At 52.8% G+C, this 20,891-nt stretch carries 17 protein-coding genes and 1 riboswitch; of the genes, 7 read left to right on the top strand and 10 right to left on the bottom strand.

Annotated elements, in window-relative coordinates; translation table 11 throughout:
- Positions 1–80 precede the first annotated feature (80 nt).
- The 5 genes from ACEE43_RS03845 (at position 81) to ACEE43_RS03865 (ending at position 9,050) form a co-directional block, all read left to right on the top strand.
- Positions 81–2,072 (top strand): type I restriction-modification system subunit M, encoded by a 1,992-nt coding sequence (locus ACEE43_RS03845; RefSeq protein ID WP_449106967.1) that lies wholly within the window; start codon positions 81–83, stop codon positions 2,070–2,072.
- Positions 2,072–3,283 (top strand): restriction endonuclease subunit S, encoded by a 1,212-nt coding sequence (locus ACEE43_RS03850; RefSeq protein ID WP_431464286.1) that lies wholly within the window; start codon positions 2,072–2,074, stop codon positions 3,281–3,283. The genes ACEE43_RS03845 and ACEE43_RS03850 overlap by 1 nt, the downstream gene beginning before the upstream one ends.
- Positions 3,284–3,288: 5 nt before the next feature.
- A complete protein-coding gene (locus ACEE43_RS03855) occupies positions 3,289–4,209 on the top strand; it encodes a hypothetical protein (protein ID WP_431464285.1) in 921 nt (306 codons plus the stop codon).
- Between the two features lie 100 nt (positions 4,210–4,309).
- Positions 4,310–5,623, top strand: coding sequence for a hypothetical protein (locus ACEE43_RS03860; RefSeq protein ID WP_449106969.1), 1,314 nt, complete (start codon positions 4,310–4,312; stop codon positions 5,621–5,623).
- Between the two features lie 277 nt (positions 5,624–5,900).
- A complete protein-coding gene (locus ACEE43_RS03865) occupies positions 5,901–9,050 on the top strand; it encodes a type I restriction endonuclease subunit R (RefSeq protein ID WP_449106970.1) in 3,150 nt (1,049 codons plus the stop codon).
- Here ACEE43_RS03865 and ACEE43_RS03870 read toward each other — a convergent pair.
- The 10 genes from ACEE43_RS03870 to pnuC form a co-directional block, all read right to left on the bottom strand.
- A complete protein-coding gene (locus ACEE43_RS03870; protein WP_449106971.1) occupies positions 9,047–10,834 on the bottom strand; it encodes an ATP-binding protein in 1,788 nt (595 codons plus the stop codon). The two genes, ACEE43_RS03865 and ACEE43_RS03870, sit on opposite strands and share 4 nt — an antisense overlap.
- A gap of 642 nt (positions 10,835–11,476) precedes the next feature.
- Positions 11,477–12,253 (bottom strand): transposase family protein, encoded by a 777-nt coding sequence (locus ACEE43_RS03875; RefSeq protein ID WP_449122291.1) that lies wholly within the window; start codon positions 12,251–12,253, stop codon positions 11,477–11,479.
- 272 nt (positions 12,254–12,525) lie between these two features.
- Positions 12,526–13,302, bottom strand: coding sequence for a transposase family protein (locus tag ACEE43_RS03880; RefSeq protein ID WP_449122295.1), 777 nt, complete (start codon positions 13,300–13,302; stop codon positions 12,526–12,528).
- A 399-nt stretch (positions 13,303–13,701) separates the two neighbouring features.
- Positions 13,702–14,463 (bottom strand): imidazole glycerol phosphate synthase subunit HisF, encoded by a 762-nt coding sequence (hisF, locus tag ACEE43_RS03885; RefSeq protein WP_449107403.1) that lies wholly within the window; start codon positions 14,461–14,463, stop codon positions 13,702–13,704.
- An 81-nt stretch (positions 14,464–14,544) separates the two neighbouring features.
- On the bottom strand, positions 14,545–15,390 hold the full coding sequence (gene hisG, locus ACEE43_RS03890) for an ATP phosphoribosyltransferase (RefSeq protein ID WP_449107402.1): 846 nt from the start codon (positions 15,388–15,390) through the stop codon (positions 14,545–14,547).
- Between the two features lie 25 nt (positions 15,391–15,415).
- Entirely contained in the window at positions 15,416–15,679 is a 264-nt protein-coding gene (locus ACEE43_RS03895) for a phosphoribosyl-ATP diphosphatase (RefSeq protein ID WP_135012131.1), read from the bottom strand.
- Positions 15,680–15,821: 142 nt separating this feature from the next.
- A complete protein-coding gene (locus tag ACEE43_RS03900) occupies positions 15,822–16,136 on the bottom strand; it encodes a helix-turn-helix domain-containing protein (protein ID WP_237201042.1) in 315 nt (104 codons plus the stop codon).
- Complete coding sequence (locus tag ACEE43_RS03905) at positions 16,123–16,434, bottom strand: type II toxin-antitoxin system RelE/ParE family toxin (RefSeq protein WP_237218410.1); 312 nt, start codon at positions 16,432–16,434, stop codon at positions 16,123–16,125. Before ACEE43_RS03905 ends, ACEE43_RS03900 begins: the two co-directional genes overlap by 14 nt.
- Positions 16,435–16,590: 156 nt before the next feature.
- Positions 16,591–17,757 carry a thermonuclease family protein gene (locus tag ACEE43_RS03910; protein ID WP_449107401.1) on the bottom strand — a complete coding sequence of 389 codons (1,167 nt, stop codon included), beginning with the start codon at positions 17,755–17,757 and terminating at the stop codon, positions 16,591–16,593.
- Between the two features lie 197 nt (positions 17,758–17,954).
- Positions 17,955–18,665, bottom strand: coding sequence for a nicotinamide riboside transporter PnuC (gene pnuC, locus ACEE43_RS03915; protein WP_449107400.1), 711 nt, complete (start codon positions 18,663–18,665; stop codon positions 17,955–17,957).
- A 141-nt stretch (positions 18,666–18,806) separates the two neighbouring features.
- Positions 18,807–18,940, bottom strand: a riboswitch (FMN riboswitch).
- A 152-nt stretch (positions 18,941–19,092) separates the two neighbouring features.
- Here pnuC and ACEE43_RS03920 point away from each other — a divergent pair.
- Together ACEE43_RS03920 and ACEE43_RS03925 are read left to right on the top strand one after the other, a co-directional pair.
- Positions 19,093–20,520, top strand: a complete 1,428-nt coding sequence (locus tag ACEE43_RS03920) for an MFS transporter (protein WP_449107399.1) — start codon at positions 19,093–19,095, stop codon at positions 20,518–20,520.
- A gap of 68 nt (positions 20,521–20,588) precedes the next feature.
- Positions 20,589–20,891 (top strand): hypothetical protein, encoded by a 303-nt coding sequence (locus ACEE43_RS03925; protein ID WP_237195670.1) that lies wholly within the window; start codon positions 20,589–20,591, stop codon positions 20,889–20,891.

Raw genomic sequence — 20,891 nt, forward strand, 5'->3', positions numbered from 1 at the left:
TTTTCATCAGGGTAAAAGCTCTGCCTGATGGCTAGGGCTTTTATGCTGAGCCATTAGTTTGCCAATCTTGAGGGGCTTGTGTGTCTTCTTTGAACTATTCTCAGTTCATTTGGAATGTGGCTGATGTGTTGCGCGGTACCTATAAGCAGCATCAGTACGGTCAGATTATTTTGCCTTTCACGGTCTTGGCACGTCTTGACGCGGTGCTTGAGCCGACCAAGCAGGCTGTTCTTGAGGTAACAGAGGGGTATGTGCTCGATACGATTCCTCCGGCTATGCTCTCTGCCCGGGCGGGGCACGATTACAGTTTCTATAACCTCTCCCAGCACAACCTCAAGACTGTGACTAATGACCCCGATACCCTTGAGCAGAATCTGCGTTCTTACATTAACCAGTTCAGTGAGAACGTGCGCGATATTTTTGAGAAGTATAAGTTCGAAGACACTATCGCAGACCTGGCCGCCCAGAACCTGCTCTATCAGGTGATTCAGCATTTCTCGCGGGTGAATCTGCACCCAGAGAATGTGAGCAATGAGCAGATGGGCAACATCTTCGAAGAGCTCATTCGCAAGTTCGCTGAGGCTTCGAATGAGACTGCCGGTGAGCACTTCACCCCACGCGAGGTCATTGAGCTGATGGTTAACCTGCTGCTGGCTGATGATGAAGATTTGCGCACTGATTATATTGCCCGGTCGGTCTATGATCCCACCGCTGGCACCGGCGGTATGCTGTCTGTGGCTGACGATAAGATTCATCAGCTGAACCCCACCGCCGATGTGAGCTTGCTGGGCCAGGAGCTCAACCCCGAGTCGTATGCGATTTGTAAGGCGGACATGGTGGTTAAGGGCCAGGACGTTGATAACATCGCCCTGGGTAATACCCTGACTGACCCGGCTTTTGAGAACCGCACCTTCCACTATGGGCTGAGCAACCCGCCCTTTGGCGTGGATTGGAAGGGTGCTAAGGCTGTGGTTGAGGCTGAGCATAAGAACCAGGGTTTTGCGGGCCGGTTTGGTGCTGGACTGCCCCGTGTGTCTGATGGTTCGCTCCTTTTCTTGCAGCACCTGATTTCTAAGCTCAATGAGCCGACGGTTGCTAGCAATGGTGTTGCCCAGGTGGGCGGCCGCGGGGCTATTGTGTTGAATGGCTCTCCCCTCTTTACGGGTGGCGCGGGTTCTGGTGAGTCGAATATCCGTAAGTGGGTTTTGGACCAGGACTACCTTGAGGCGATTATTGGTCTGCCTACTGACATGTTCTATAACACCGGTATTTCTACCTATATCTGGGTGTTGAATAAGCAGAAGAAGGCTGAGCGTAGGGGTAAGGTTCAGCTGATTGACGCAACCAACATGTTTGAGAAGATGCGTAAGTCGGTGGGGTCTAAGCGTAAGCGGTTGAGTGAGGAGCAGATTGCTGAGATTACCCGCCTGTACGCTGCTTTTGATTCAGCGGATGATAGGCGTTCTAAGGTTTTTGATCGTGAGGAGTTTATGTACCGCACGATTACGGTGGAGCGCCCTTTGCGGTTGAATTGGGGTTTTTCTGCTGAGCGGGTTGAGAGGCTCTTGGCTTCTAAGGAGTTTGGCAAACTCAAATTATCTGAGGGGGAGGACGCCGCCGTGCGTGCTTCGCTTGCTGCCTTGGTTGAGAGCACAGCGGGTGCCGTTGGTGCTGATGTGGCTAGTGTGAAGGCTGAGCTTTTGCAGGTGTTTGCGGACGCCGGTGCCCTGGTGAAGCCTGCGGCTTTGGCTAAGTTGGTGGATGAGTTGGCTGAACGCGATGAGTCTGCCGAAGTGGTGTTGAAGGCTAAGAAGCCGGTGGCTGACGCTAGCCTGCGCGATACTGAGAATGTGCACTGGGGCGAGGATATTCACGAGTACCTGGAGCGTGAGGTTAAACCCTTTGTGCCTGATGCCTGGATTGATGAGTCTAAGACCAAGGAGGGCGCGGAGATTCCTTTTACCCGTCACTTCTACGAGTATGTTCCGCCCCGCTCCCTGGAGGAGATTGACCGCGACCTCAACGAGGTACTGGGCCGAATCAAGAAGAGGCTGGAAGAGGTGCTGGGTTAATGAGTAACAAAGTACCGTTTAAGGTTCGTTGGCTTTCTGGTGGGGTCCCTAACCATTGGAAGATTGTTGAACCCCGTAGGATCTTCAAACTGGTCAAAGAACCAGAACGCCCTGGCGATATCCATCTAACGCCCTCACAGAGATATGGCGTTCTGCCGCAAGAAGAATACATGAAGATTACTGGTGCAAGGGTTGTTCAGAATCTTTCTGGAACTCAGATGCAACATGTCGAACCAGGCGATTTCATTAGCCATTTGCGCACTTTTCAGGGCGGTCTTGAACTAGCAACTATGCCAGGAAAAGTTAGTCCTGCATATACCGTTTTGCGTCCGTCTGAAGCCGTTTATCCTGGATTTTTCAAGCATGTTTTGAAATCTCCCAGCTATATTTCTCAAATCGCATCTGTCACTGACCAGCTTAGAGACGGTCAGACTATGCGATTTAACGAGTTCAACCTGACATGGCTACCGCTACCCCCGCTTGAAGAGCAAAAGAAAATCGCAGATAAGCTTGACCGGGAGCTGGCGGAGATTGATGAGTTCATCGCTGACCAGCAACGTCTTCTTGAACTGGCTACTGAGAAGTTCAATGCTGAACTACGTCAGCTAACGTTTCCCACCAATGCACCAACTGTTCCTTTGAAACGGTTTGCTCAGATTACGCTGGGTAAGATGATTACACCTTCAAATAAAGGTGGCATGGAATTGGCACCCTATATCAGGGCAGCTAATATCCAGCCTGGCGGTGTTTTCACTTACCAGTCGGACTATAAGAAGATGTGGTTTTCTTCTGACGAGTTAGCGCATTTGGATTTGAAAAAGGGTGATGTTCTGGTAGTAGAGGGTGGGGCTGGATTTGGCCGAAGCGCCGTCCTGACCGAAGACTTACCTGGATGGGGTTTCCAGAATTCGATTAATCGTGTACGAGTTAAGCCAGGTTTAGCTGATCCGCATTTTATTGACTTTTGCATTCGAGCTAAGTTGCTTTCTGGCGAGCTTGAGAACCTGACGAGCCAATCAACAATCCCCCACCTGACTGCAGAAAAATTAGCTCAAGCTAAAATACCTGATTTTAGCCACCAAAATCAGATAGCAACATCGCAAACCCTCATTAACAAACTAGGTGAAATAATAGAAACAAAACAACAAATTCAAACCTCTATCGATTTACTCGTTGAATTAAAAAAAGCAAAAATAAATAAGGAATGGTAATAGCGATGCCTTATCAAGCCAACATCTTACAGGTACTCCTATCTTCACCCTCTGACCTACCACCTCAGCACCGTGAAATTATCACTAATGCAATGCACATGTGGAATGCCACGACAGGACGGATGTCTAAGATACATTTCGCAGCCACTGATTGGAAAATAGGCGTCTCCCCCACTTTCGGCATGCATCCGCAGCAAATCATCAATGAAACCATTGTAGACTCTTCTGATTTAGCAATCGTAGTATTTTCAGGAAAACTTGGAACTCAAACTGAAAACTTTGAATCTGGGACGGTGGAAGAAATTGAGCGCCTGGCACAAGCGGGAAAACAGGTTGCAGTTTTTGTAAATCGTGTCCCATCTATCTCCAACGGAGTTCATGAAGCTGAAGAAAAGCTAAGACTTGAAAAATATTTAGAATCAATTCAAACTAAATGTTTATACAAGCAATATTCAGATACTGACGAACTTACTCAAGCCATTAACGCATTTCTACAATCAATTGCTTTCTCGCATTCAACTAAATTTTCATCTGAATCAAAAATATCAGATTCTAAAAAACTAGATATGGATAACCCATCGATTGGTGTTTGGGCGTCAATAACAAAAGAATCATATCAGGAGACCGATAGCAAAGGTCGTTTGAGAACAAAGACAAAAAACTTACTTAATCTTGAAAACCTAACTGGAGTCCCTGTAAAAAATGTAAGATATCAGTTCATAGATTCAAATGGAAAACCAGACGAACTATTTGATGTAATTTCCCATGGAGAGCCACAACCAGCTGGCTCCTTAAAGCCTGGTGGACAATCAGAATTTAATATCCTACAGGTATTAGCATCATCCAATTCTGCGGTATGTAAAGTAAAGTGGGAATCCCCAAACGGAGAAGAATTTTTCACCGAAACTGAAGTGTTTATTCGATAATAAGACAATATATATCACCACTTTTTGGGACTAAACCATCAAAATAATGTAATGCACAACAAAAAACATTAAAAACTACTCAATATAACAAGGATTTTTGATGAAATCAAATGAAAAAAAATGGAAAACAGAACTTCTTGTTCAGCAACCGTTAAATTTTGGCGCTTTCTCGGTATATAAACTTTTGCATTTAGAGAAAACCTCATTCACCTGGGGTGAAGAAACCATTACTGATATTCTTAAAAGCCAAATAGCCGGGGGGCACTATACTATCGAAGCTGCTTGCCCAGATCATGGAGACGAACCAGGATGTGAGTGGCATGATTCCGATAAAGGCACGCTAAATCCCTACGGGAATGTGTTTACATTTACAAAACATGTTGAAAGTCAAAAGACTGGATCAGATTTGGGATTCTGGGTTTACAAGCATCCAGACCACTTCCGCCGAATTGAAATTTTATTCCAAGCTAAAAAAATTGAAGATTTAAACAATTTAAAAAAATCATTTCTAAAAAGTGTAAAATACAAAGATGAAAAGCAGTTTAACACAATCAAGAAGGCTTGTGCAGACAACGAGCGTACAGGATTCTACCTATTTTATATTAAATCACAGGGTCCTCATGATAACAAATTTAATGCTTCCTGTGCGGACCACGCTAAAAATTTTAACTCTACATTGAGAATTATTAATTTAAGCTCAATTGAAGTGTTAATGAACGAATCTGATAAATATGATGAAAGTAATTTTTTTAAAAAATTTAACGAATATTCTACGCCCTTAATATGCTTACTGGCTGGTTGTTTCAATGAAAAAAATCAGGATAGACATGATCCTTACGAAAATTTAATCCGGTATCTGAAAAAAATTCAAATACATTTTACAGAAAAAGAAGATGAACCTTCTGGACCTGACTACTGTATTCACATATCACGTCCACATATTATTAAAAATGACTTCACATCTTCTTCAAATATTGAGCTAATTATTAATCTATTAAATCCATTAGAGTTCATAACATTTTCTACTCTTGCAGGCCTTATATCCGACAATAAAGATGAGACTGAGCAAAGGTACTTAGCGCGCCCTACGTCAAACCAGGTACTGAAACCAACCATATCTGCGGAGGTAGCTGCAAAAGTTGTTAAAAAGAATCATGCAGAAAGTTTAGAAAAGTATATAAAAAATAAGGATTCCGATAATATTATCAAAACGATAAATGCAATGGATTCTTACTTTGAGACAAAGAAAACGAGTCAAAAAAGGTCTGACATTGTATTTAAAGACTTAAAAGTTGATGGAACGGAACGATCTAATTTTAAGATAGATGATATTCGCATAGTCACCTTTAGGGAGATGAAAAACAGAATAAAATACGCGGGTATTATTTACGCTAAAAAGCAGCGCAGTGCTTAGAATCAGCTACCCATTACTTGTAATGTATCCTAGTTTTTGTTTGACAACACCCAATGTTAATTACTGTCCTGAATGTTTATTCTACTCAATCTTTCAGATATAAAATATTTCTACTTTAAAACTGGACAGTTAATATATTTTCAAACACTTGTTTCACATTTTGTATTAATTTGAAAATTCCTAGATTTAAAAAATGAATATTTCACCAAATACCAATTATGTCTGATGTAATTAATAATTTTATTTTTAGTTTTCACGCCGAATAGGAGTATTGTTCATGCCCCGCACCCACCTCGAACGTCCCCTCCAGCAAGACATCTGCGCCTACCTGGCTACTCACGGGTGGGTGCACTCCCCCAACTCCACAGGCTACGACGCCAGGCGCGCCCTCTACCCCGCAGACGTCCTCACCTGGCTCAAAACCAGCGACCCCAAAAACTACGCCTCCCTCATTAAACCCGGCGCAGACCCCGCCGCCGCCCAGCAGGCCCAAGAAAACCGCCTGCTCGACCGGCTCGTCACCAAACTCTCAGCCCCAGAAGAACAAGGCGGCGGAACCCTCAACGTCCTGCGCAAAGGCTTCAGCGTGCCCGGGGCACGCCGCCCCTTCCAGCTAATCGCCTACCCGCCCCAAGACAACCGCAACCCCGACCTCACCGCCCTCTACCATAAGAACATCCTGCGCGTGGTCGAAGAAGTCCGCTACAACCCAGCAGACGAAACCGCCCGCATCGACCTGGTCCTCTTCATTAACGGCCTACCCGTAGCCACCATCGAACTCAAAAGCGAATACACCCAAACCCTGCAAGAGGCCATCAAGCAGTACCGCACCGACCGCGACCCCAAAACCTCACCCCTGCTCCAAGAACACCGTGGCGCCCTGGTGCACTTCGCCCTCACCCAAGACGAAATCGCCATGACCACCAAACTGGCAGGCAAAGCCACCAGCTTTCTCCCCTTCAACCGCGGAGCCAACGGCGGGGCAGGCAACCCCATCATCGACGGCAAACTAGCCACCAGCTACTTCTGGGAAGAAATCCTCGAACCCAACACCTGGATCACCATCCTCACCAAATTCATCTACACCAACCACCAAAAAATCACCGACCCCCTCACCGGCAAAACCACCCATAAGAGCCACATCAGATTCCCCCGCTACCACCAGTGGCGGGCCGTCACCAAACTCGTCCAAGCAGCCCGCACCGAAGGAGCCGGGCAAAAATACCTGGTGCAGCACTCGGCGGGCTCCGGCAAAACCGACTCCATCGCCTGGACGGCCCACCGGCTCTCCAACCTGCACACCCCAGAGGGCGAGCGCGTCTTCGACTCCGTCATCGTCATAGCCGACCGGCAGGTGCTCGACCAGCAGCTCCAGGACGCTATCGACCAGCTCGTCACCACCGCCGGAACCTTCCAGCCCATTACCCGAGGCAGTGGCGACTCCAAATCTAAGCAACTGGTTGAAGCCCTGACCACCGGCGTGCCCATCATCGGCGTGACCCTACAAACTTTTCCCTTTGCCCTGGCAGAAATGACCAAGGAAGGCGGCCAGCTGGCCGGTAAGCACTTTGCGATTATTGCTGACGAAGCCCACTCCTCCCAGTCGGGCAAGGCAACCGACTCTATTAAGGAAATGCTCAACACCGAGATTGACGCCGGTATTGAAGAGTCAGACCCCGAAGCCGACCAGGTTGCCCTCACCAAAATGGCCCAGCGGGTAGTCGGTGAAGGCCACCAGGTCTCCTTCTTTGCCTTCACCGCCACCCCCAAGGCAAAAACCCTGGAAGTCTTTGGCCGCCGGGCCGATGGAACCGGCCCCCACCAGCCCTTCGACCTCTACCCCATGAAGCAGGCCATTGAAGAGGGCTTCATTCTTGATGTGCTCAAAAACTACACCACCTACCAAATGGCCGCCAAAATCGCCCAGAAAAATGAAGACAGCGGAGCCGATGAAGAAATCGACATCCGCAAGGGCACCAAGAGCCTGATCAACTTTGTGGAGCTACACCCCACCAATGTTGCCTCCAAGGTTGCGGTGATTCTTGAACACTTTGAGGGCCGGGTCAAGCAGGAGCTGGGCGGAAAAGCCAAAGCCATGGTGGTGACGTCCTCCCGGGCAGCTGCCGTGCGCTACCAGCGGGCTTTTGAAAAAGCTATCGCAGAGAGAGCCCTGCCCCTGAAGACCCTAGTTGCTTTCTCCGGTGAACTGCCCGACCCAGACGTCGAGGTAGTGCCCGGGGTTGATACGCCCACCGTGACCGAAGCGTCCATGAACCCAGAGCTCAAGGGCAGGAACCTAGCTGAGGTCTTCAACCAGGACGGCCAGCACATTCTAATTGTGGCCAACAAGTACCAGACCGGCTTCGACCAGCCCCTTCTGGTCGCTATGTATGTGGATAAGAAACTCTCGGGAATCACCGCCGTGCAGACCCTCTCCCGCCTCAACCGCCGGGCTGACGGCAAAGAGAACACCTACATTCTGGACTTCGTCAACGACCCCGAGCAGATTCGCGCCGCCTTCGCCGAGTACTACGAGGACGCCCGCATTGAGACTGAATCAGATCTCGACCTGGTTGCCAAGCAGGTGGACAAGCTAGAGGCAGCAAGTATCTACAACCGGGCCGATGTGGAACAGTTTTGGGAAAAATGGGTTAGCCCCGGTGCCCGGCAGGCGTCCTTTGACTCGCTCATCTCCATACCCGTGCAGCGGTTTGTGACGCGCTGGCGGGCAGCGCAGGAAGGGATTGACGGTTCTGCAGACCGAGCCGCCCTTGAAGTACTGCTGGAGTTCCGCTCAACCCTGGCCCAATATGTGAAGTCCTACGCCTTCTTCTCACAAATCTTCAACTTCGGTGACCCCTACTACGAGAAGCTCTCAGCCTTTGCCGACCTGCTCTCGCGCAAGCTACGCCGCTTTACCCTCGATGAAGTATCCCCGGAGGTCGTGAACGTGGACGACATCGTCCTCACCCACTACCGCCTCGAAAAGCTGCGCGAAGAGGAAGACTTGAAGCTCGCGTCCTCCCAGGCGGCTGGGCTGCAGGGCATGACGGAGGCCGGCCTCGCCAGTATCCAGGAGCGCGAGCGCAAAGCCCGCTCTGAACTGATTGAGAAGATTAATAAGTACTTCCACGGCCTTGACCTGAGTGACGAGCACCAGGTGGGCTTTGCTACTACCTTCGTGGCTGAGGCGGCCAAGGACGCCGGGCTCAAACAAAGCGCCATGGCCAACACCAAGGTGGACTTCTACCATTCGAAGAATGTGCGCGTTGGCCTGGCGAATAAGCTCTGGGACTACAGCTCAGATACAGCTGACCTGATTGACCACGTGCGCAAGCTACCCGCGGAGCAGTTCGTAGAGTTCATGCTCGACATGGGCCTGTACGAACTGCTGCGCGGCGAGAAGGTGGAGGAGCTGAGCCACTAGATATTGTGGGACATCTTAGAGAGCAAGCTCTCCGCCACCTGCTCCACGCCCAGGCGGTACTGTGCGGAATCACGATCTGCACGACGCACATCCGTTAAATCAAGAACAGCCCTACTCTGTTCCTCTGGAATCTTAGAGTTAGCAATCCACAGAACCGGCACAATATTCTTGCCGTCTAACACAGACAAGTCACCTATTTGCTTGACCCAGCGAGGCGTCACCAAAGCCAAGCCAACAAGGGGTACCTGCTCGTCAGCGTCCGCGCCCAGCGTATGAGTAAAATGTGCCGGATCATCATCCAAAACAAGCTCAACGCTCAAACCAGACAGACCCTCAACAGCATCAGCAACATCTTCAGCAAAGCCACGAATATTCCCTGCTAACGCAGAGCCCTCATCAGCCGCAGCGAAACTAGCAACGACACGCACATCAACATCGCCAGTTTTCTTAGAGGGCTCAAGCTCTGCTCGTGGCTCTATCGCAGTTGCGCGCGCTCTGTTCATCAACCCCTGCCACAAACTAGCGTCCCACAAGGCGGCCAAGGGAAGAGCCCAAATTTTCTCGCCTAAAGGCACAGGCCGAGCCACGTTACAAACGACGAAGCCCCGTGTAACCCTGTCACCATACAATTCTTGAAAGCTCTTCAACCCCTTCAAGAATTCAGGCTTTACACGCGCAGAAGCTTTCACTTCCAGTGCGATGAGAGAACCCGCAGAATCACGCAAGACTACATCGACCTCAACGTCCTTATTCTTAATCCGCTGTCGCCAATGGAATATATCCACACTACGCTCAGCCCATCCAGCATGGGCACGTATCTGCTGCATCACCAGCGTCTCAATCAGACGCCCTCGTACATCTGCATCAACTAACTGTGCATCACTCGTACTTACCAAAGACCGAGCGGATAAAGCCACATCTGCGGGGAAAAACTTTGCTGAAGACCGCAAAGACCTCTTTGAAGCCCGATGCAGGTTGGGGACCTCATATATCAAGAAACGTTTTTCGAGAGCGTCGAGATAAGAATCAACTGTGCGGCGGTCCATTGAGAGTTCTCTGCCCATTTCAGAGATATTTAGCTCTGAAGCAGGGTGCCTTAAAACATAAGCCAAAATCTCGTGTGCACGTACCTGATCAAACGACTCACCTGGCTTTACCCGCTGAGTTAGGATGCTTCTTATCCCCTCGTCAATAGCCAGGCCTAACGTTGAGGTCACTGAATTGCCAGCAAACCGACGATACTGGGGCATACCCCCTAAAACAATCGCGTCAGATTCAATATCCAGAGGTTGTGTTTGTTCCCCTGTAACCGGATTTGCATCAAATAGAGCATCTATCACAGACCACGGCTGCTGATGGGGAGAGCTGATTTCTGCCTCGCTTAAAGGCTCTAATGATACTCGTAAAGCCCTGCGTGCCAGAGGATCAGTGCCGCCAAAGCCGCTTTGCCCGATGCTTGAAGAACCGGTAAGAACTAGACGAATTGAGTCCTGGTTCTCATCTAGAACCTGTTTCACAGCAACCGGTAGCTCAGGAACCAGCTGAGCTTCGTCGATTGCGCAGGGCCACTCTAGACCACGGAGCCAACCCACTGTATCAGCCTCAACCACTGCTCGCAGGCCGGTATCAGCCATCGAATAAACTGCCTTAAGATACCCCTCATGAGCCAGCTTGTTCACCAAGCTTGTCTTCCCCACTGCACGAGCGCCTTCGATAATCACGACAGGCGCAACAGCAAGCAGGTCAAGTATCTTGGGCTCAAGGAATCTGGGATAGAACGTCATAGGTCAAATTGTACATTCAATGCACAAAATTTTGTACATCCGATGTACAAGTTGGTAAAGTACTAGGTGAATTAAGCAGTTCACCTCAGTAGTCATCTTCAAGGGATAGGAGGGTAGGAAATGACTATTAGCGCTGTGAGTTCTGCGATGTATAGAGCAGTCAGGAAAGCTAAAAAGGCACTAAAGACCAATAGTAAAACCACAACTTATCGTTCACGCACCGAGCATACGCGTGGCACAGATGGGCCAACAGACGCAGAACGGAGTATCTATGCTCTACAGGCAAAGTCTCTGCACAACAGCCTGCCCATCAAAGACCTCGAAAAAACATTTAGCCGTCTAGCTTCAGAGAAACGCTAGAAAAGTGTGCACCTACTAAAGTGGAACCGCCCTACCCGACACATAAATGAACGAGGAGAAATGAATGTATTGGACTGAGTGGATAAAAATTCTCTTTAGTGGATTTGCCGGTTCAGTAGTTGGATTAATTGGCGCAGTCATTGCAGTGTTTATAGGTCGATGGCTAGAACGTAGGCACGAAAAAGAAACTCAACTCAGACAGCAGGCTGGAGAGCTTGCTGCTTTGGTTTTCAATATCCAGTTCGAAGACTCACCTCGAGAATTCAACATAGGCTTAGAGGCTTATTCAAAAGTCCCACCCGCAGCCAAAAACACCAACCCCCGCACCACCGCAAACACCCGCCCATACAACCCCAACGGCCGCCTAAACCCCGTATGAAGAATCCGCCAAGTCTTGATGTGAGCGATAACCCGCTCCACCACCGACCGCAGCCGATTCAGCACCCGATTATTCCGCCTCTGCTCCCGACTCAGCCGCTGACCCGGCTTGCGCCTGGCCGGGGTAGCCAACCCCAACCCGATATAGCCCTTATCAGCCACAGTGCTCTCATCAAGATATCTTTCCAAGCCATGATGTTTGAAGGCGTAAGCATCATGCCTGGCCCCGGGCACCGGGTCTGTGATAGCCAGCAACTTTCCATCCAAGGTGCAAATGACTTGGTGGTTGAATCCGGCTCGTTTGTGCTTTCCAGAGAAATTTGTTTTACCAAGTGAACGCCAATTCCACGTGGGTATCAGAGTCCCGTCAACTACTAAGGACCCGGGTGCTTTGAGGCTTTCTTTCAAAGGCTGAGTCAGCGGAGTGAGAATCTTCTCCAGGGCCTTTTCGATGGTGTTGATAGCTCGTGAGACTGTCGATTGAGAGACAGCAAAAAGTTCTGCGAGGAGTTCTTCGGTGAGGTTGTGGCGGTGGTAGAGCAGGGTGATTTTGAGGGCTTGGGTGAGGGTTAGCGCTGGTGGTCTTCCGCCTGGTTTTGACCAGGTGAGGTGATGGGTGAGGGCTGTGTGTAGTGTGGCGAATTGCGTGGCTGTGAGGCCGGTTGTACGCTGGTGTGGCAACGGTCTTGTCCGGTATGGCTTGAGGTTATTTGTAGAGATTTAACGCTCATATTTTTGCCGCGGGTGGGGTCGTTGTCTAGTTGGTGGGTGTGGGGTGCGTGTCTACTTTTGAATAAGCCTCTTAATACAGTTCGCAGTTGCCGCAAACCCCCGCTTTCCCAGGTTGGCTGAATGGTGCCTTGAAAGACGAAGACAAATTTTAGAAGCAAAAGCAACAAATAATAAAGAGAGTTTTCTAGAAGAGTTAAGCGACGTAAGCGCGACTTTGAGGCTTATTCAAAAGTCCCACCCGCAGCCAAAAACACCAACCCCCGCACCACCGCAAACACCCGCCCATACAACCCCAACGGCCGCCTAAACCCCGTATGAAGAATCCGCCAAGTCTTGATGTGAGCGATAACCCGCTCCACCACCGACCGCAGCCGATTCAGCACCCGATTATTCCGCCTCTGCTCCCGACTCAGCCGCTGACCCGGCTTGCGCCTGGCCGGGGTAGCCAACCCCAACCCGATATAGCCCTTATCAGCCACAGTGCTCTCATCAAGATATCTTTCCAAGCCATGATGTTTGAAGGCGTAAGCATCATGCCTGGCCCCGGGCACCGGGTCTGTGATAGCCAGCAACTTTCCATCCAAGGTGCAAATGACTTGGTGGTTGAATCCGGCTCGTTTGTGCTTTCCAGAGAAATTTGTTTTACCAAGTGAACGCCAATTCCACGTGGGTATCAGAGTCCCGTCAACTACTAAGGACCCGGGTGCTTTGAGGCTTTCTTTCAAAGGCTGAGTCAGCGGAGTGAGAATCTTCTCCAGGGCCTTTTCGATGATGTTGATAGCTCGTGAGACTGTCGATTGAGAGACAGCAAAAAGTTCTGCGAGGAGTTCTTCGGTGAGGTTGTGGCGGTGGTAGAGCAGGGTGATTTTGAGGGCTTGGGTGAGGGTTAGCGCTGGTGGTCTTCCGCCTGGTTTTGACCAGGTGAGGTGATGGGTGAGGGCTGTGTGTAGTGTGGCGAATTGCGTGGCTGTGAGGCCGGTTGTACGCTGGTGTAGCAACGGTCTTGTCCGGTATGGCTTGAGGTTATTTGTAGAGATTTAACGCTCATATTTTTGCCGCGGGTGGGGCCGTTGTCTAGTTGGTGGGTGTGGGGTGCGTGCCTACTTTTGAATAAGCCTCTTTACTTTTTTGGAGCTCTGAAAAACTCAAAGATTTACCGCTTGCAAAAAATGATTAAAGAGTAGAAATGATTTTAATTCTATGAAGAATAGAATCCTGAACCTTCAAGACGATAAGAACAAATAAATTATACTCAAGCCAGCTGGCAGAGGTTAGGCAAGCCAGGCTCACAGCGAAGCTGTTGGCTCGGGGCTGGCGTGAATCGCCTCGTGAGCGAAGCGAACCAGGCGAGAGGGTCGGCAGCGAGCGTGAGCCTGGTGCGCCTTACTTGTCTTTCCCTACCGTACTTCGTACCCCGCCGCTCGGATTGCGTCCTTCACTTCCCCAATGCTGACCTCGCCGAAGTGGAAGATCGAAGCGGCGAGGACGGCGTCCGCGCCTGCTTCGATGGCGGGTGGGAAGTGCTCGGCTGCGCCTGCGCCGCCGGAGGCAATCAGGGGTACGGTGACGACAGAGCGCACCGCCCGAATCATGGGCAGGTCAAAGCCGGCCTTGGTGCCGTCGGCGTCAATGGAGTTCAGCAGGATCTCGCCCACGCCGCGTTCCTGGGCCTCAGCAACCCATTCAAGCAGGTCAAGCCCGGTGGATGTGCGGCCGCCATGGGTAGTCACCTCATAGCCAGACGGAGTAGCGTCCGACCTCTTGGCGTCCGCCGAGAGCACCAGCACCTGGGAGCCAAACCGCTCGGTAATCTCGTTAATCACCTCGGGCCGGGCAATAGCGGCAGTGTTGATAGAGGCCTTATCGGCGCCGGTGCGCAGCAGGCGGTCGACGTCCTCAGCGGTGCGCACTCCCCCGCCCACGGTCAGCGGGATAAAGACCTGCTCAGCGGTCGATGACACCACATCGAAGGTGGTCTGGCGGTCAGAAGAAGAGGCGGTGACATCCAGGAAGGTCAGCTCATCGGCGCCCTCAGCGTTGTAGCGCTTGGCGAGTTCTACCGGGTCGCCAGCGTCGCGCAGGCCCTCAAACTTGACGCCCTTGACCACGCGGCCGGCGTCCACATCAAGACACGGAATAACACGAATGGCAACACCCACGGGCGCGCCCCCTTTCCTTGAAAGCAAAACTGAAGCGGCGGCGTCCGCCCATATCAGGGGCAAGGACGCCGCCGGGTAAAGTTACAGGCGCGCGGCCTGAATGGCGGTGACTAGGATGCCGCGGCCACCGATCTCGTAGAGGGAATCCATGACATTATTCGCTGCCTTGCGCGGCACCATGGAGCGCACAGCAACCCAGCCCTCGCGCGAGAGCGGCGAGATGGTCGGGGCTTCAAGGCCGGGGGTCAGAGTGGTGGCAGCCTTAAGGTTAGCCTCTTCGATGTTGTAGTCAATCATCACGTACTGGCGGGCAATCAGCACACCCTGCAGGCGGCGCTGGAGGCGCTCAAGACCGGCGTGGTCCTCAACGCCGGGGCGCTTAATCAGCAGGGCCTCGGAGCGCATAATCGGGTCACCGAAAGGTTCCAGACCGGCTGCGCGCATGGTGTTGCCGGTTTCTACGACGTCGGCGATGGCGTCCGCAACGCCTAAACGAATCGAGGACTCAATAGCGCCATCCAGGCGCACCACCGACGCGTTGATGCCGGAGCGTTCCAGGTAGTCGGTCAGCAGGCGCTTGTAGCTGGTGGCGATGCGCTTACCTTCAAGTTCGGACGGGTCGGTGTAGGTACCGGCGGGCCCGGCCAGGCGGAAGGTGGAGCGGGCAAAATCAAGGGAGAGAGCTTCTTCGGCGTGGGTTCCAGCGTCCAGCAGCAGGTCCCGGCCGGTGATACCGACGTCCAGAGTACCCTCGCCGACGTACACGGCGATATCGCGGGGGCGCAGGTAGAAGAACTCCACCTCGTTTTCCTGGTCGACGAGCACGAGTTCGCGGGAGTCGCGGCGCTGGAGGTAGCCAGCTTCGGTGAGCATGGTGACGGCAGCCTGAGACAGCATGCCCTTATTGGGGACTGCAACACGCAGCATAAGTATTTTTCCTTTGCAGTGGGGTTTAGAGGTACTTGTAGATATCTTCGGGAGTCAGTCCCTTGGCGATCATCATGCACTGCAAATGGTAAATCAGTTGTGAAGCCTCTTCTGCGAATTCGGCATCTGACTGGAATTCGGCGGCCATCCACACTTCGGCTGCTTCTTCGACGATTTTTTTGCCGATGAAGTGGACGCCCTTGTCGAGTTCAGCGACGGTTCCGGAGCCCTCGGGGCGGGTTTCGGCCTTTTCGGCCAGTTCTGCGAATAGGGTTTCAAAGTTCTTCACGGTTTCTAGAGTACCGCTCTTTGAAGCTGCGGCGTTACCGGGCAGGTGGAGATTTCATCTTTCGGTCATGTGCCCTGCATTTCCCGGTAAGGACGCGCCCGCCCTCCTACCCCAGGGCAGGAGGGCGGGCGTCGGGGCCTACTTACCGGGTGCTGTAGATTGTGTGGCTCGTACCCACCGGAAAACTAGCCGACACAGTAAGTTCTGCTCCAAGTGCTGTGATGTATTTATGGAGGGTTTTGAGACTCACGCTCCCAATGTCTCCCTTTTCCATTTGGGAAATTCTTTTTTGGGAGACACCGATTTTTTCAGCCAGATCGGTCTGCGTCATTCCTAGATCTTTACGCAGTTTTTGCAGTTGGTATACATGGGCTTCAGCATGCATGACATCAACCAGGCCTTGTAATTCCTGGGAATCAACCGGTCGCATTTGTTTCAGTTCTTCAAGCGTTGTCACGGCGCTTCCTTAGGTATTCTTCGTAACGTTTCTCAGCAAGGGGGATGTTCTGTTTGTACCATTTGGTCCATTGGCCGGTTTTGTCACCAGCTACCAACAGAATTGCTTGTTGTTCTGGGTCAAAGATAAATAGAATTCTAATATTTTTTGCATGTCCTCGGGGCCTCAATTCTTTGAGGTTGTGTAGAGACGAACCGGTAATGCGATCAATAAAGGGCCTGCCACCAGGAGGCCCTACAGACCCAAGATATTCAAGAGCTGCAAGCACATGAAGATACTCTTGGCTAGGCAGTTCCATGAGCCAGTCTTGAACTAAACTTACTTCAACCGTCCACCCTTGCATGCTACTAGAGTACTACAAATATGTTCTATTGCATAGGTGAAGACAAAGAATAGCCCTCCTGCCCCAAGCCAGGGCAGGAGGGCGGGCGTCGGTTTTCTGCCGAGTTGCTACTTATCGGTTAGGGCAGGGAGTCCAGGTCTTACCGCCGGGAGCGTAACAGCGAGGACCTGTGTAACCGGGATAGGGGTTAGATTCCGGCTCAGGTGCAGGCGCAGGGGCCGGCGGTGGGGCAGGCTGGTTCTGGCCAGGTGCCGGATTAGGGACGGGCGCAGGGGCAGGTACAGGAGCTGGGGCAGGTGCAGGCGGCTGGTTTAGCTGGGCTTGACGTTGACGTTCAGCCTCAGCAGCCTGCTCGGCAGCAATCCGGTCTGCTTCAGCCTGGGCCGCAGCTGCCTGTTCAGCAGCTACTCGTTCAGCTTCAGCTTGAGCGGCCCTTTCTGCTTCTAGCCTCTGAGCTTCGGCAGCTTCAGCAGCCTGGCGCTCCTCCTCAGCCTTGCGTTCAGCTTCAGCCTGGCGCTGGGCTTCTTCCTTTTCAGCCGCTTCACTTTCAACAGTTTGCACAGCCCTCAGATAGTCACGGTTCCTTAATTCAAGTGCGGACTTGAGTGAGCCAATAAGAGAAGACATGGTTTCGGCCTGAAGGAGGTTCTTCAGATACTCTTCCGATCCATCAGCACTGATTTCTTCAAGCGTTGTAAGTATTTTTAGTGCTGCTTCAACAGCTATTATGAGGTCTTCAGGACTTGTAGCTTCTTCTACAGCCTGGGTAGCTTCTCTGAGCATTCCTGGCAGTGCACATGAACTAGCGGGATCGAAAATTCCCCGATTGTATTCCATGGCTTCTTCTTGTGCTTTGAGGATTTGGGGATAGAACTTCTCGTTAGGTGCAATTTTGATAGCTGTGGCAAAACCGTTTTTGGCTATTGTTTCGTTGACGAAGGTTCCGTCTTCTTTATACACTCCAGCGAGCAGACGGTCGTATTTATCAGTTTTTTCTTTATCAAACTCAAGGGTGACTTGTGTTCCCTCGGGCAACATGTTGGTCAGGAATTGGCTTGCTTCAGGCCCTAGGCATTCTACATTCTTATTGGGGTGTTTAGTTTCTGGGGTGTCGATATTGAGGAGGCGGACGGTGGCCTCCTTCCCCTGGTATTCAACCTCAATAGTATCGCCGTCGATAACCCTCTTGACGGTAGCGGTGTCCCCGCCCCCGCAGGAGGTAAGGGCCAAGGTGGCTAGCAGGGCTGTGCCCAGGGCACGGAAGAGTCTTTGGGGCATATGCTTTTTCTCCATTGAACTGCATGATTTGTGATCGTAGAAGACTCAATCAAGCTTAGGAAAAAACATGCCTGTCTGCTAAAAATTACCTGTCTATGACAATCGACAGTCAGTTCCTAGACACAAAAGGGCCCATGAGCAGCTGAAGGTTCATTTTCAGCTGCCCAGGGGCCACTGTCACTAACGGACGCTACCGCCTAGCGCACGTCCACGGTGGGGTCGGGGAAGGCGGTTTCAACCTCAACCTTGGCGGCCTCCTGGTTGCGGGTGCGCCACCAAACGAAGAAACCAACCAGGGTGAAGCCCCCGTAGAAGAGGTACATGAAGGCGCTGGCGTAGTAGCCTGCTGACCAGAGCAGGGGCACGCCGACGACGTCCACAGCAACCCAGACCAGCCAGAACTCCACCCAGCCCTTAGCCATACCAAAGGTGGCCAGCAGGGAGCCGGTGAAGATCCAGGCGTCAGACCAGACCGGCTCATAGGAGCCCAGGGCGCGGAAAATCGGGGTCAGCACGCCGGTGCCGATCAGCATGAAAGCGATCATGAAAGCGCGTTCCTTCCAGCTGGCCCACTGGGGAACCACCGCAGCCTGGCCGGCCTCGCCGGTCTTGCGGGTCTGGTTCCAGCGGTACCAGCCCCACACGGACACAGCAATGAACATGACCTGACGGCCTGCCTGGCCGAGCAGGTTAGCGGTACCGTAGGTTGAACCAAACACGGTGCCCAAGAAAACGGTGAGCAGCAGCAGGTTGCCGAGAATACCGACGGGCCAGGCCCAGACCTTACGGCGCATACCGCCGAGGGCTGATAGTAGGCCGAAGATGTTGCCAAGGACTTCGCGCACCAAGAGGGACTGGTTTTCGCCAATCGCAATTTGAGCGTCGAAGAGCCACCGCAAGAAATCCATAAAAAACTCCCAAAGCGAGTGGCTCCGGGAGAACAAATCGAGGGTACCCGGGGTTGGCTGGCTTCGGTGGGCGTCGGTGAGAACGCCGGTGGGCCGGGCAAGCGGGTACGGCAGGTACCGGTAGGGGTACCTTACGGTTTGCTCGTGCTACCTTCCATCCAGACTGTACTGTCTGCCAAGGAATTCCACCTTGCAGGTATCAGGCACTGATGTGTGCCGTCAATTAGCGGGCTGTCACCGCAGGTTCGGATTTTCACCGGGTCCCGGAGCACGATATTTTTCTTTTACACTTCAAGTTATAGCACGGCTGGGGTCTGTAACCGTCATATTGTGACTTATTCCCGCTATCTGGTCGGGTGCGGGGCCTTCCCCGAAGCCCCTGCTGATAACGTCAGTGTGACCTTACTCCCTGCCCCCCCTGAGCAACATGACTTCCCCGCACGAAAACCAGCCCCGGGCGTCCGCACCCGGCCACCGCGCTACCGCCACGACTGCCGACGCCCTCAACACCGACTCCCTGAATGCCGAACAGCTCACCGCCACCCTCGACCAGCTGCCCGTCACCCACCGTCACGCCCACCTGCTGGGAGTAACCGGTATTGGTTGGGCGCTCGATGCCATGGACATCGGCCTCATTTCCTTCGTCATGGCTGCCCTGATTGCCCACTGGGGTATTAGCTCGGGGCAGGCATCGCTGTTGGGCTCTATCGGGTTTTTGGGCATGGCGATTGGTGCCACCCTGGGCGGGCGTCTATCGGATAGGTTTGGGCGGCGCGCAATCTTTGCCGGCACGCTTCTGGTCTACGGGCTGGCTACCGGTTTTTCTGCCCTCGCTACGACCTTTACCATTCTGCTGGTGCTGCGTTTCATCGTGGGGTTGGGGCTCGGCGCTGAGCTGCCGGTAGCCTCCACCTATATTTCTGAGTTTGCCCCGCGGGCTGTGCGCGGGCGTATGGTCGTTGTTCTTGAAGCCTTCTGGGCGGTCGGCTGGATTCTCGCTGCCCTGATTGGAACCTTTATCGTGAGCCGCTCAGAGGACGGCTGGCGCTGGGCTCTTGCCATCGGCTGCGTCCCTGCCCTCTACGCCCTGGTGGTGCGGTGGGGACTCCCCGAATCGGTGCGCTTTCTCACCCGACGCGGCGACCTGGCCCGCGCCAGGTCCGTGGTCGCTGGTTTCGCTGCCTCCCCGCCCTTGCGGGCAGAAGCTGCGCGGACGCCGTCCGCCCCTGCCGCTACCGCTGCCGGGCAGGATTCGGCCGAGCTGGCTCGGGCAACCTCCATCTGGTCAGCGGCGCTGCGCCGCCGCACCCTTGCCTTCTGGGTCATCTGGTTCTGCATCAATCTTGCCTACTACGGGGCTTTTATCTGGATTCCCTCGCTACTGATTCAGCAGGGCTTTAGCCTGGTCAGCTCCTTTACCTTTACCCTCATCATGACTCTGGCCCAGCTACCGGGCTATGCGGTGAGCGCCTGGCTGATTGAGCGCTGGGGCAGGCGTTCTACCCTAGCTACCTTCTTGCTGGGCTCAGCGCTGGCAGCGGTGGCCTACGGCCTATCGCACGAGGTCTGGGCACTGGTAGCTAGCGGCTGCATGCTCTCCTTCTTCAACCTGGGTGCCTGGGGTGCCCTCTACGCCATCGGGCCAGAACTCTACCCCGGCCACCTGCGCGGTTCCGGCACGGGTGCGGCTGCCGGGTTCGGCCGTTTAGCCTCTATCGCCGCTCCCCTACTCGTGCCCGCCCTGCTGCCGCTAGTGGGTATTTCGGGGCTCTTTGTTCTGTTTGCTCTAGCCTTCTGCACGGCAGCTGGCGCAACCTTCCTGCTGCCTGAAACCCGCGGTAGGCAGCTCGTCTAACCCCGAGATGGTCATCAGTCGCTACACTTGAGGTGCATAAAGTTTTCTACCCCGACCTTAGGTGAGCTGTGTCTGACGCGAAACCCGCCAATATTCAAAAACGTGATACCACCTTCAAGCAGGAGCACGGTGCCGTGGCGCACCTGGTCAAGCGCAAGCCCGAGCAGGCTGTCGCCCGCGCTGTGAAGGGCGCCCAGAAACTGCTGGACGAGGGCCAGGGCAAGCAGGCCCTGAACGTACTGACCCTAGCCAAGCCCGTATTGGTTGCCGGGTCAGAGGACGCCGCAGCCTACTACACCATGCTGGCCACCATCCACCGCTCCATGGGCAACGAGCAGGCTGCCGAGCGGGCCGAGAAGAACCTGGCCTAA

The sequence above is a fragment of the Rothia sp. 11254D007BW genome (assembly GCF_053548195.1).